Genomic DNA, 12,982 nt, shown 5'->3' on the forward strand with positions numbered 1-12,982 from the left:
GCGGGGAACGAAGGGCTCATTTCGACCCCTTCCGCGCGGCGCCGAACACCTGGATCAGCCCCAGCGAGGCCCAGGTGACGACGAAGGCGATGATGGCGAGCGCCGCCGGCTCATAGGCCCGATTGGCCCCGACGAGCTGGAGATAGGGACCGAAGGCCGGTCGATTGAGGAGGCTGGCGAAGGTGAACTCGCCGATGACGATCGCGAAGGTCAGGAACGCGCCCGACAGGAGACCGGCACGGATGTTGGGAAAGATCACCCGCGTCAAGGTCGCGGTGCGGCTCGCCCCCAGGCTCTCGGCCGCCTCCGTGAGCGTCGCCACGTCGATCGCGGCGAGCGCGGTGTCGACCGAGCGATACATGTAGGGGAGCGACAGCGTCACGTAGCCGAAGGTGAGCAGCAGATCGGTGCCGAAGGAGGAGTCGGTCAGGGGCAGGATCGACTGCGAATTGTACATCCGGAGATGGCCGAAGACGATGACGATCGCCGGCACCACCAGGGGCAACAGGGTCACGAATTCGACCACCGGCCGCATCTTCGGCAGCTTCAGCCGCACCCAATAGGCGGTCGGCACCACGATCACCGCGCCGACCACGATCGTCGCCAACGCCAGCACCACCGAGTAGAGGAACGACGCCTGGAAACTCGGATCGGTCAACACGATCCGATAGGCCTCGAAGGAATAGACGCCGCGTTTCAGCCGAAGCGAGAATTCGAAGGTCGCGATCAGCGGCAGCAGGAAATAGACCGCGCCGATCGCCACCGAGATCCAGGAACCGAGGGTCGAGCGCTTCATTTCACCCACCTCTCGGCCCGACCGCGCAGCCAGATGTAACCGACGTTGGCGCCGCCGGTGATCACGATCATGCCGAGCGCCAGCGCGTAACCGAGGTTCTGGTCGTGCAGCACGTCGCCGCGGATCTGCGCGTAGAGCAGGATGGTGACGATGTTGAGCGACGAGCCGGTGAGCGCGTAGGCGGTCGCGACCGCGCCGAAGGCGTTGGCGAAGAGGAGCAGCGTCGCCCCGAGCAGGCTCGGCCACAGCACCGGCAGCGCCACCATCCGCCAATATTGCAGGGAGGACGCGCCGAGGATCGAGGCCGCCTCGCCCCATTCCTTCTTCAGCCCCTCCAGCGCGGGGGTGAGGATCAGCACCATCAGCGGGATCTGGAAATAGAGATAGGTGAGCGTCAGCCCGAGGAAACTCAGGAGCTTGAACCCGGTCGCGTAGAGATTGAACCCGAACCACTCCATCAGCGCCCAGGTGACGAGCCCGGTCCGTCCCAGCGTGGCGAGGAACGCGAAGGCGAGCGGCACGCCGGCGAAGTTGGAGGCGACGCCGGAGAAGGTCGTCACCGTCGGGCGCACCCATCCGGGTAGGCCGCCCGAGACGATCGCCCGCGCCAGGAAGAAGCCGATCACCGCGCCGCCGAGCGCGGAAGCCGCCGAGATCTCGAGGCTGATCACATAGGCCGCGACGATCGAGGGATGCAGCAGTCCGGCGAGATTGGCGAGCGTGAAGGACCCGTCGGCGGTCTGGAACGCCCCGACCACCAGAAGCCCGGTCGGCGCGATCAGAAACAGCGTGGCGAAGACGAAGAACGGCACCACCCCGAGCCAAGTCAGCGAGAAGCCGCGTCCCGGCGAAGGCCGTCCCCCCTGCGCCGCCGTTCGCTCGACCGGCGCGCCCGTCGTTTCACTGCCCAAACCCCGTACCCCCGCTCACGACGACGCGCCCTCCCCGACCATGGCCGGAAGAGAGCGCGGCGCGGAAGACCGATCGGGCGCGCTCCCCCCCGGGAGCCGCGCCCGAAGACGTCACTTGCCGACGTTGGCGCCGACCACGGCGTCCCACTGCTTGGTGATCACTTCCTTGGCCGCGCCCTGTTCGGCGAGCGTCGGGAAGACCGCCTTCTCGTAGGATTCCGCCGCCGGCAGCTTCGCCATCACGTCGGCCGGGATCTTGCCGGCCTTGGAGAGGTCGCCGAAGCGGACCGGATGGCAATAGCCCTTGAGCCAGCCGATCTGACCCTCGTCGGAATAGAGATACTCGAGCCACAGCTTGGCGGCGTTCGGATGCGGCGCATAGGCCGAGATCGCCTGGACGTAGACGCCGGCGACGACGCCGGTCTTGGGGATCACCACGTCGACCGGCGGGTTGCCCTTGAGCGTGTCGCGATCGGCGAGAGCGTTGTAGTCCCAACGGATCACGATCGGGGTGGCGCCCTGCGCCAGCGACGCGGCCTTGCCGATGACCGGCACGAAGTTGCCGGCCTTGTTGAGGTCGGCGAAGAACTTCAGACCCGCCTCGCCGGCCTTGGCGGCATCGCCCTTGGCGGCGGAGAGGCCGGCGGCATAGACGCCCTGGATCGCCTGGGACGAGGCGCGCGGATCACCGGCGAGCGCCACCGCGTTCTTGTATTCCGGCTTCAGCAGATCGGCCCAGTCGGAGGGCGAGGACTTGACGATGTCCTTGTTCACCTCGAACGAGAGCACGCCGTAATAGTCGCCGGTCCAATAACCCTCGGGATCCTTCTGGCTCGCCGGGATCGAATCCCAGGTCGAGACCTTGTAGGGCATCAGCAGCCCTTCGGCCTTGGCGCTCGGACCGAACGAGAGGCCGACGTCGATCACGTCGGGCGCCTGCGGACCCTTGTTGCCCTTGTTGGCCTTGATCGCCTCGATCTCGTCGCCCGAACCGGCGTCCGGATTGAGCTCGTTGACCTTGAGACCATACTTCTTCTTGAACCCGTCGATCACGCCGCCGTAGCCGCACCAGTCGTGCGGCAGCGCGATGACCGTCAGCTCGCCTTCCGCCTTGGCGGCGGCGACCAGATCGTCGAGCGAGGCGGCCGAGGCCGGCAGCACGGCCCCCACCAGGAGAAGGGCGGACGAAGCGAGAAGAGCGGTCTTCATGGAAGCACATTCCTTCGACGAACCCACCGGAGCGGCGGGAGGAGGGATGAGGAGGGGACCGCTCGGGGAGCGATCATCCGGTCTTGCGTATCGCCTCGCCATGACGGTTCCGTGTCGGTATCCCCACCGCCGATCCGGCGACGGGCGGTAACGGCCGGCGAGCGCGCCCGAAAGAGCGTCACGAAACCGTCGTGCCGGCGTCATGCGGCGAGTGAAGCCGATGCCCCCCGACCCGGTCAAGGGGGAGGCGCACATCCCGTGGGCGAGATCGGCGAATGATTCGAATATGTGCAGAAGTCGGTCTGGACGCCCCGCCGATCCCCGCTAGATTCCCCTCCGAGCCGGTCGGTCGCGCGACCCCGACGGCGCCGACCGCCACGCCCTCGGGGCGCGTTTTCCACCCCCTCGCCCTCGACCAAGGTCGAGACGAGGAAGCGATGGGATCCGCGCCGAAAAGCGGCTATATACGCGCGACACTTCGTCACGCACTCGCACTTCCACGGAAAGAGTCAGACATGTCGATGCTCGAAACCTACCGTCAGCACGTGTCCGAACGTGGCGCGCTCGGTATTCCGCCGCTGCCGCTCTCGGCAAAGCAGACCGAGGGGCTGATCGCCCTGCTGCGTGAACCGCCTGCCGGTGAGGAAGCCTTCCTCGTCGAACTTCTGACCCATCGCGTTCCCGCCGGCGTCGACGACGCCGCCCGCATCAAGGCCGGCTTCCTCGACGCCGTCGCCAAGGGTGTGGAAAAGAACGCGCTCGTCTCGCGCAAGCTCGCGACCGAACTGCTCGCCACCATGCTCGGCGGCTTCAACATCAAGCCGCTGATCGACCTTCTCGGCGATACGGAAGTCGGCGCCGTGGCGGCCGAGGGTCTGAAGAAGACCCTGCTGATGTTCGACTATTTCCACGACGTCAAGGAACTGGCCGACAAGGGCAACGCCAATGCGAAGGGCGTCCTCCAGTCCTGGGCCGACGGCGAGTGGTTCACCTCGCGCCCCGAGGTCCCGGCCTCCTTCACCGTCACCGTGTTCAAGGTCAACGGCGAGACCAACACCGACGACCTGTCGCCGGCGCCGGACGCCTCGACCCGCCCCGACATCCCGCTGCATGCGCTCGCCATGCTGAAAAACGCCCGCCCCGGCATCGTCCCCGACGAGCCCGGTGTGCGCGGGCCCATCAAGCAGCTCGAGGCGCTGGTCGCCAAGGGCCTGCCGGTCGCCTATGTCGGCGACGTCGTCGGCACCGGCTCCTCGCGCAAGTCGGCCACCAATTCGGTGCTGTGGTTCACCGGGCAGGACATCCCCTACGTCCCCAACAAGCGCTTCGGCGGCGTCTGCCTCGGCTCCAAGATCGCCCCGATCTTCTACAACACCATGGAAGACGCCGGCGCCCTGCCGATCGAACTCGACGTCTCCAAGATGGAGACCGGCGACGTCGTCGAGCTGCGTCCCTATGAGGGCAAGGCGCTGAAGAACGGCGAGGTGATCGCCGAATTCTCCGTCAAGTCCGACGTGATCTTCGACGAGGTGCGCGCCGGCGGCCGCATCCCGCTGATCATCGGCCGCGGCCTCACCACCAAGGCCCGCGAGGCGCTCGGCCTTCCGGTCTCGACGCTGTTCCGTCTGCCGGCGGTTCCCGCCGACACCCACAAGGGCTTCACCCTCGCCCAGAAGATGGTCGGCCGCGCCTGTGGCCTGCCCGAGGGCAAGGGCGTGCGTCCCGGCACCTATTGCGAGCCGAAGATGACGACGGTCGGGTCCCAGGACACCACCGGCCCGATGACCCGCGACGAGCTGAAGGACCTCGCCTGCCTCGGCTTCTCCGCCGATCTGGTGATGCAGTCCTTCTGCCACACCGCCGCCTATCCGAAGCTGGTCGACGTCCAGACCCATCACGAGCTGCCCGGCTTCATCTCCAACCGTGGCGGCATCTCGCTGCGCCCGGGCGACGGCGTCATCCACTCCTGGCTGAACCGCCTGCTGCTCCCCGACACCGTCGGCACCGGCGGCGACAGCCACACCCGCTTCCCGATCGGCATCTCCTTCCCGGCCGGCTCCGGCCTCGTCGCCTTCGCGGCGGCGACCGGCGTGATGCCGCTCGACATGCCGGAATCGGTGCTGGTGCGCTTCAAGGGCGAGATGCAGCCCGGCATCACCCTGCGTGATCTGGTCAACGCCATCCCCTACGCGGCGATCCAGAACGGCTCGCTGACCGTGGAGAAGAAGGGCAAGAAGAACGTCTTCAACGGCCGCATCCTCGAGATCGAGGGGCTGCCGGACCTGAAGGTGGAACAGGCCTTCGAGCTCTCCGACGCCTCCGCCGAGCGCTCCGCCGCCGGCTGCACCGTGCGCCTGAACAAGGAGCCGATCATCGAGTACATGACGTCGAACGTCGTGCTCATGAAGTGGATGATCGCCAACGGCTACGAGGACAAGCGGTCGCTCGAGCGCCGCATCGCCAAGATGGAGGCGTGGATCGCCGATCCGCAGCTCCTCGCCCCCGATGCCGACGCCGAATACGCGGCGGTGTTCGAGATCGATCTGGCGACCATCAAGGAGCCGCTGCTCGCCTGCCCGAACGACCCCGACGACATCAAGCCGCTGTCGGCGGTCGCCGGCGACAAGATCGACGAGGTCTTCATCGGCTCCTGCATGACCAACATCGGTCACTTCCGCGCCGCCGGTAAGATCCTCGCCGGCAACTCGGACATCCCGACCCGCCTGTGGATCGCCCCGCCGACCAAGATGGACGCCCACATCCTGACCGAGGAGGGCTACTACGCCACCCTCGGCAAGTCCGGCGCCCGCATGGAAATGCCCGGCTGCTCGCTGTGCATGGGCAACCAGGCCCAGGTCCGCAAGGGCTCGACGGCGATCTCGACCTCGACCCGCAACTTCCCGAACCGTCTCGGCATCGACACCCGGGTGTATCTCTCCTCGGCGGAGCTCGCCTCCGTCGCGGCACTCCTCGGCAAGATCCCGACCTTCGAGGAGTACATGGCGGAACTCGGCGGCCTGAAGGGCAAGGAAGCCGACGTCTACCGCTACATGAACTTCGACCAGATCCCCGAATTCGCCGACGTCGCGGCGACGGTGACCGCCTGATCGAACTCATCCGAGCACGAGACCAGAGACCCCCGCCGCGAGGCGGGGGTTTTCGTTTGAAGAGGCCCGCCTCGCTCCGCCCTTCTCTCCCCCGCCCTTCTTTCCTCCGCTCTTCTTTCCTCCGCCCTTCTTCTCGCGCTCCCCTCGCCGTCGTCATGCCCGGGCTCGACCCGGGCATCCACGAGGCCACTCCCCGAGCGACCACGCCCCATGGATCCCCGGGTCGAGCCCGGGGATGACGAGGTGGCGAGTTTGGGGAGCGACACTAGCCGTTTGCGTCGGAGGGGAAGAGTGAGAGGTCAGGGAGCCGCTAAGTTCCCTACCTGGCGCGACCCGTAAGTAATTCTTAGCCAATTTGCCAGTCGCTGTGAAATAATGGACTGTCGCTATATGCCTCAGGAAATCTTCGGAGGAGGAGCTAGGAGCTTTGATGCGGTGACTGGGAAGCGGAGACCCAGTTGATCCCTCAATCGTTCGATCATCGACAAATACCAAGAAGGAGCAAATGGCGAAACGATCAATCTCTCTATTAGGACATCGACGTCACACTGAAAAGAATAACCTGGAGTCAAAGTTCTCTGATCTTCCACCAAATCATCAAAGCGCATCGTCAATTCATTCCACGCGTCGTTCGCAAGTGCGTCGTGAAAGACCCCCGTATCCCAATAAACAAGCCTGACCTCCTTCTCGTAGGAGTAGCTCTCGCGTTTGACGAGCAATGAATCGAACAAGTTTGACATCCCAAATTCCAAAATGTCGGGATTCTCATAACGCACTTTGCCAAGGTGGAAGTCCTCGGAATTTGTGGCGAGAGCCTCCCCCAGTCTGCCACCATTGGACACGACCGCAACCCCCGCTCCGGGCGAGCCGTAAATCTTCCACATTGCCAGAGACTCATATTCCGACGCATGCCAACAGTTCACGAAGTACTCACGCCGTCCGAAATGCCTCATTATGCAAACTTGCTCCTCAATCTGAAGCCAAGCGCGAAAGCACGCCTCAGGGGAGGCATCGGAGCCTCGACTATATTTTTTAAGTATCTGCACCCGAAGAACTTCAGGAACTTCCTCAATATTTCTCCACGTTCTGTGAGGGAACTGAATCGGCCCAGGCAAACCCTCATATGGGTCCTCAGAAGCCAGTACCTCCGCGTTCGTCAGCCAGAGCCGTCGTGACGTCAGCAAGTCTAGAAATTTTGGCAAGTCAGTGTATCGCCAGAGTCGCGATGAGATCGGCGGTCGCTCAAAACTAGGGTGCTCTCGGATTGGCAAGTGATCTCTCCGGCCGAAGCTTGAAATTTAATCGAGAAAGGAGCCTGTATGGGCTTCAGTATAGACTACTTCCATATTCTCCGATGTGTTGATCAAAAACACTTTTGATGATGCATCATCGGAGGGAACCCCATAGATCAGTGCGCTCGCCACACCGCACCGCAGCAATTTCCCCTCCCCTCGCCCTCTCCCCGCCGCATTCCCCCGCTTTGTAGGAGCTGCCCCCTCTCCTCCGTCGAAACCGCCGTACGCCTCATGTCGCTCTCGATTCTCTCGCGCGCCCTCGCCGTGCCCGCGCTTCTCGCGGGCCTCCTCACGAGCTGCGCCTCGATCGACAATGCGCCGGTCAATCGCCCCTCCGCCCTGCCGCGTCTGACCCAGGTCAACACGATGGCCGGCGACGACACGCTGCGCTCGACCATCGTCGCGCTCGCCTTCTCCGGCGGCGGCACCCGCGCGGCCGCCTTCTCCTTCGGCGTGCTGAAGGGCCTGTCGCAGGTCGAGGCGCCCGGCGGCGGCGCCATGATCGATCAGGTCCGCTTCGTCTCCGGCGTCTCCGGCGGCTCGGTCACGGCGGCCTATTTCGGCCTCAAGGGACGCGGCGCCCTCACCGATTTCGAGAGCCGCTTCCTCTATCGCGACGCCGAGGAGAGCCTGCGCACCCAGGTCTATTCGGTCGGCAACATGGTCCGCGCCATGGACGGCGGCGTGAACGACCGATCGGGCCTGCCGACCTGGCTCCAGAAGAACCTCTTCGGCAACGCCACCCTGAAGGATCTCTCCCGCCCCGGCCGCCCGGTGGTGTGGATCAACGCCTCCGACATCTACGCCAAGACCCCCTTCGTCTTCGAGCCGGTCACCTTCGCGGCGATCTGCTCGGATTGGGAAAGCTATCCGGTCTCCGAGGCCGTCGCCGCCTCGGCCGCCGTGCCGATCGTCTTCGCGCCGGAGGTGATCCAGAACTACGCCAAGAAATGCGGCTTCAAGCTGCCCGACGACCTCGAGGCCCAGGCCCACAGCCGCGACACCTCGCCGATCGTCAAAGCCTATCTGAAGGCGCTGAACGACTATCGCGACGCCGACAAGATCAAGTTCCTCAAGCTGCTCGACGGCGGCCTGACCGACAACTGGGGCCTCTCCGCCTTCAACGTGCAGATGGCCGCGGCCCGCGAGCCCTATCGCCCGATGACCAAGGCCGACGCGATCTCGGTGTCGAACTTCCAGTTCATCGTCGTCGACGCCGGCCGCAACGTCGCCGGCGACTGGACCAAGACCCTCGAGGGCCCCAACGCCCAGGAGCTGCTCGACGCCGTCGCCGACACCGCCGTCGACAGCGCCGTGCGCTCCTCCTACGAGGTCATGCGGCTTCAGATGAAACTGTGGGAACAGCGGCTGAAACAGTGGCGCTGCTCGCTCCCGCCCGACGAGGTCACCGCCGTGCGCGGCTCGACCGAGGGCTGGGTCTGCGACGCCGTCTCGATCCGTCTCGACCGCGTCTCCTTCGAGGATCTGGGGACCACCCGCGCGGCGGCGCTCGGTCGCGTGCCGACCCGCTTCAAACTCGAGCCCGATCAGGTCAAGATGACGGTGGAAGCGGGCGAGGCGGTGATCCGCAAGGTGTTCGGGCCGAAGTCGGACGAACGCTGATCACGCCCCCGGCGCGAGCGGGAGAACGCGATGCACGACGAGACCACGGCTCATGGCCATGCCCATCCCGAGCCGCACGAGCACCCGCACGAGCATCGCCACGCCCATCCGCACACGCACGTGCATTCTCACGAGCACCGCCACGGCGACCTCGTCCACGACCATCCGCATGCCCATACCCATACCCACGAGCATGCCCATACCCATGAGCATCTGCATCAGGGCGCCCACGATCACGCCGACCCGCACGAGGGCGCCGGCGAGACCCATGATCACGATCACGGCGATCACGTCCACGGCAGCCACGGCCACGGCCACCGCTGAAGGCGCGGCTCAGTCCTGCGCTTCGTAGGCGAGCCCGTCGGCGTCGACGACCGGCCGGGCCTCCTCGCCGAGCGGCACGACGACCAGCCGGCCGTGACGCACCCCGCGCTCGGTGGTGATCGTCTCGGCCAAGCGACGCACCTCCGAGGTCGAGCCCTCGAGCAACGCCACCTCGAGCCGCCCGTCCGCCCCGAGCGGCGTCGCCAGGACGCCGAGCCCGAGATCGCGCCGGCTCTGGTGGATCTCCACCAGCCGCCGCGCCAGATCGCGCACCTGCGGGTCATAGGCATAGATCAGCGCGGCGACGCAAGCGCGATCCGCCCCGACCCCTTCGTCGGCATGGGCGATGCCGGCGCGCGCCAGATCGCGCAGCGCCTCGGAGCGGTTGGAATAGCCGCGATCTCCCATGAAGCGATCGATCTCGCCCATCAGGTCGTCGTCGAGAGTGACGGTCACGCGTTGCATCGGCGAATCCTCGAAATCGAACGGAGCCTAAGCCCTGCGCCGCGCGGCGTCATCCGCTCCGCAGAGCTCTCGAGCGGCGGCGGCCCTTGACGATCGTTCGGGAGGCGGATCCTCTTCTCCCGACCACGAACACCCATGACGGAGGAAACGCCGTGAGCGCGAGCAATCCCTTCCTGCGCGAAGCCAATCTCATCGCCGGCGCCTGGGTCGGCGCCGACAGCGGCGAGACCCACGCCGTGATCAATCCGGCGACCGGCGCCGAGATCGGCCGCATCCCCAACTGCGGCCGCGCCGAGACCGCCCGCGCCATCGCCGCGGCCGAGGCCGCCTTCCCGGCCTGGGCCGCCAAGACCGCCGCCGAGCGCGCCACCATCCTGCACCGCCTCGCCGACCTGATCCTCGAGAACGTCGACGCCCTCGGCGAACTCCTCACCCTCGAACAGGGCAAGCCCCTGGCCGAGGCCAAGGGCGAGGTCTCCGGCTCGGCCGCCTATGTGCGCTGGTTCGCGGAAGAAGCCCGCCGCGTCTACGGCGACACCATCCCCTCGCCCTGGGCCGACCGCCGCATCCTCGTCCAGAAGGAGCCCGTCGGCGTGATCGCCGCGATCACCCCCTGGAACTTCCCCTCCTCGATGATCTCCAGGAAGCTCGGCGCCGCGCTCGCCGCCGGCTGCACGGCGGTGGTGAAGCCGGCCGAGCTCACCCCCTATTCCGGTCTCGCCTGGGGCATCCTCGCCGAGAAGGCCGGAGTACCGGCCGGCGTCGTCAACATCGTCACCGGCACCGCCGCGCCGATCGGCGACGAGTTCATCGAGAACCCGGCCGTCCGCAAGATCACCTTCACCGGCTCGACCGCCGTCGGCCGCCGGCTCGCCGGCCGGGCGTCGGAAGCGCTGAAGCGCGTCTCGATGGAACTCGGCGGCAACGCGCCCTTCCTCATCTTCGACGACACCGACGTCGATCTGGCGGTCACCCAGGCGGTCGCCTCGAAGTTCCGCAACTCCGGCCAGACCTGCGTCTGCACCAACCGCTTCTTCGTCCAGGCCGGCGTCTACGACGCCTTCGCCACCAAGTTCGCGGCCGCCGTCGCGAGCCTGAAGGTCGGCGACGGCTTCGAGGCCGGCGTCGTCCAAGGCCCGCTGATCGAGGAGAAGGCGGTCGTCAAGGTCGAGAGCTTCGTCGCCGACGCCCTCGCCAAGGGCGGCACCATCGCCGTCGGAGGCAAGCGCCATGCGCTCGGGCTGACCTTCTACGAGCCGACCGTGATCACCGGCGCGACGCCCGACATGGCCTTCGCCGTCGACGAGATCTTCGGCCCCGTCGCCCCCCTCTTCCGCTTCGAGACCGAGGAGGAGGCGATCCGCCTCGCCAACGGGTCGGACTACGGCCTCGCCGGCTACGTCTTCACCCGCGACCTCGGCCGCGCCTTCCGCGTCTCGGAGAAGATGAAGTTCGGCCAGATCGGCGTCAACGCCGGCGTCATCACCACCGAGGTCGCCCCGTTCGGCGGCGTCAAGGCGTCGGGATTCGGGCGCGAGGGCTCCAAATACGGCCTCGACGACTATCTCGACGTCAAATACCTGTGCATCGGCGGCCTTTGAGCGCCCCTCGACGGACGGGAGACGGCGGCGGCGACGCCGCCGCTTCCCGCCGCCCGCCCGAGGTTTTCCACGGCCTCGACACGAGGGAACGATTTCGCCGTCGAAATCACGTTCCCCCACTTGCACGGGTCCTCCGACCCCGCTATATCGACCCCCGTCTGGCGCATCGCCGCCGACCCGCTGCTCCCATCGTCTAGCGGTCAGGACGTCGCCCTCTCACGGCGAAAACAGGGGTTCGATTCCCCTTGGGAGTGCCATTTTTCCCGCACGCGTCTCGTCGTCTCCGGCTTGCCGATTTCCATCCGAAATCGCACGATCCGTAGAGTTCGGTAGACGTCGGGGCAGGTCGTGGCTTTCGGCGCGCGCGTCGCTTCTCGCTTCATCTTTCACAAACCCTGGCGACCGTCTCCCCTTGATTTTCGCCCGATTCGAGGCGTTTGATCGATCTCTCGGAACAGGGTGGGACCTCCGACAGATGCCGATTCGAGCCACGATGTCGATTTCGCGAGATCTCGCGCGGGTCGCAGATCAGATCGCCACGAAGAACGATCTGCGACCGGACTTCTGCGATCGACTGACGCGCGCGCTCGCCCAGTTGTGGAGCGCCGGCGCCGATGGCCTCGCGCCCGACGACGTCAGCCGCTTCGATTCCATTTTCGTTCGCATCGTCCCCACCTCCACGGTCGGCACCCGGATCGAACTGTCCGATCGCATCGCCACCGCCGCGGCCCCCCCGCGCGGAGTCCTGCTGGTCCTCGCCCAGGACGACATCGACGTGGCCGGGCCGATCCTGCGGCTCTCCCCGGCCCTCACCGACGAGGATCTCGTCGACGTCGCCCGCCGTTGCGGCAGCAGCCACATGGGCGCCATCGCCGAGCGGCCCGAGCTGTCGATCCGCGTCACCGACGTCCTGGTCCTGCGCGGCGACGACGACGTCCGCCGCATCGTCACCGGCAATGCCGGGGCCCATTTCTCCGACAAGAGCTTCGCCCGCCTGTCGCTCCAGGCGCGCGACGACGAGAAGGTCGGCCTGGTGCTGATCGCCCGCGTCGATCTGCCCGATCTCGTGGTGCGCTTCCTCCAGGCCAACGGCAGCGCGGAAATCCGCCGCTCCCTCGGGGACCGCGTCAGTCATCGCCGCGACGGCGATTCGATCGCCCATGTCGCCCGCTCGATCCGCCTGACCGAGGACGGCTGGCTCGAGAGCTGGGACTTCGATTCTGCCGCCTCCGTGCTCTCGCGCCTCGGCGAGGCCCGCCACCAGCTCGACCCCTTCATCCGCCGGCTCGCCCAGACCGACCGCTTCCCCGAGATCGTCCATGTCCTCACCGAAGTGACCGGGCTGCCGCTCGATCTCGTCAAACACATGATGGTGTCGCTCGACACCGAGGCCTTCGTGAAGGTCGCCCGCGCCGTCGGCCTCAAGAGCGAGACCGTCGCCGAAGTGCTGATGATCGGGCCGTGGCTGCACCGGCTCGACGCGCGCGCCCGCGAGGCGGCGATGCTCGCGTTCCAGGCCACCGACGCCGACGAGGCACGCGCCCGCGTCCGCCGTTGGGCGGGCGAGAAGGTCTGAACCTCGCGACGACCGGGGTTGGAGACGGCGCGCTCCGCCGGTAGGATCGCACCGAGTCCCGCCCACGGCGAAACG

10 protein-coding genes and 1 tRNA gene are annotated in these 12,982 nt (G+C 66.6%); 6 read left to right on the forward strand and 5 right to left on the reverse strand.

Going from position 1 to position 12,982, the window contains the following annotated elements; all coding sequences use genetic code 11:
* Positions 1–16 precede the first annotated feature (16 nt).
* The 3 genes from J3S89_RS04565 to J3S89_RS04575 form a co-directional block, all read right to left on the reverse strand.
* Positions 17–796 (reverse strand): ABC transporter permease, encoded by a 780-nt coding sequence (locus J3S89_RS04565; protein WP_217926296.1) that lies wholly within the window; start codon positions 794–796, stop codon positions 17–19.
* A complete protein-coding gene (locus tag J3S89_RS04570) occupies positions 793–1,626 on the reverse strand; it encodes an ABC transporter permease (protein WP_217926818.1) in 834 nt (277 codons plus the stop codon). Before J3S89_RS04570 ends, J3S89_RS04565 begins: the two co-directional genes overlap by 4 nt.
* A 192-nt stretch (positions 1,627–1,818) precedes the next feature.
* Positions 1,819–2,916, reverse strand: coding sequence for an ABC transporter substrate-binding protein (locus tag J3S89_RS04575; RefSeq protein WP_217926297.1), 1,098 nt, complete (start codon positions 2,914–2,916; stop codon positions 1,819–1,821).
* A 515-nt stretch (positions 2,917–3,431) separates the two neighbouring features.
* Between J3S89_RS04575 and acnB the strand changes: the two genes are divergently transcribed.
* A complete protein-coding gene (gene acnB / locus J3S89_RS04580; RefSeq protein WP_230489269.1) occupies positions 3,432–6,023 on the forward strand; it encodes a bifunctional aconitate hydratase 2/2-methylisocitrate dehydratase in 2,592 nt (863 codons plus the stop codon).
* 395 nt (positions 6,024–6,418) lie between these two features.
* Here acnB and J3S89_RS04585 read toward each other — a convergent pair whose 3' ends face one another.
* Positions 6,419–6,907 carry a DUF2971 domain-containing protein gene (locus J3S89_RS04585; protein ID WP_217926298.1) on the reverse strand — a complete coding sequence of 163 codons (489 nt, stop codon included), beginning with the start codon at positions 6,905–6,907 and terminating at the stop codon, positions 6,419–6,421.
* Between the two features lie 642 nt (positions 6,908–7,549).
* Here J3S89_RS04585 and J3S89_RS04590 point away from each other — a divergent pair.
* Together J3S89_RS04590 and J3S89_RS04595 are read left to right on the forward strand one after the other, a co-directional pair.
* Entirely contained in the window at positions 7,550–8,941 is a 1,392-nt protein-coding gene (locus J3S89_RS04590) for a patatin-like phospholipase family protein (protein ID WP_217926299.1), read from the forward strand.
* A gap of 30 nt (positions 8,942–8,971) precedes the next feature.
* Positions 8,972–9,265 (forward strand): hypothetical protein, encoded by a 294-nt coding sequence (locus J3S89_RS04595; RefSeq protein WP_217926300.1) that lies wholly within the window; start codon positions 8,972–8,974, stop codon positions 9,263–9,265.
* 9 nt (positions 9,266–9,274) lie between these two features.
* Here J3S89_RS04595 and nikR read toward each other — a convergent pair whose 3' ends face one another.
* Complete coding sequence (nikR, locus tag J3S89_RS04600; protein ID WP_217926301.1) at positions 9,275–9,730, reverse strand: nickel-responsive transcriptional regulator NikR; 456 nt, start codon at positions 9,728–9,730, stop codon at positions 9,275–9,277.
* Positions 9,731–9,882: 152 nt separating this feature from the next.
* Between nikR and J3S89_RS04605 the strand changes: the two genes are divergently transcribed.
* The 3 genes from J3S89_RS04605 (at position 9,883) to J3S89_RS04615 (ending at position 12,907) form a co-directional block, all read left to right on the forward strand.
* Positions 9,883–11,331, forward strand: coding sequence for an NAD-dependent succinate-semialdehyde dehydrogenase (locus tag J3S89_RS04605; protein ID WP_217926302.1), 1,449 nt, complete (start codon positions 9,883–9,885; stop codon positions 11,329–11,331).
* 182 nt (positions 11,332–11,513) lie between these two features.
* Positions 11,514–11,588 (forward strand) — tRNA-Glu (locus tag J3S89_RS04610).
* A 236-nt stretch (positions 11,589–11,824) separates the two neighbouring features.
* On the forward strand, positions 11,825–12,907 hold the full coding sequence (locus tag J3S89_RS04615; protein WP_217926303.1) for a DUF2336 domain-containing protein: 1,083 nt from the start codon (positions 11,825–11,827) through the stop codon (positions 12,905–12,907).
* Positions 12,908–12,982 lie beyond the last annotated feature (75 nt).

Source organism: Pinisolibacter aquiterrae (genome assembly GCF_019160155.1).
In the GTDB taxonomy this organism is placed as follows: domain Bacteria; phylum Pseudomonadota; class Alphaproteobacteria; order Rhizobiales; family Ancalomicrobiaceae; genus Pinisolibacter; species Pinisolibacter aquiterrae.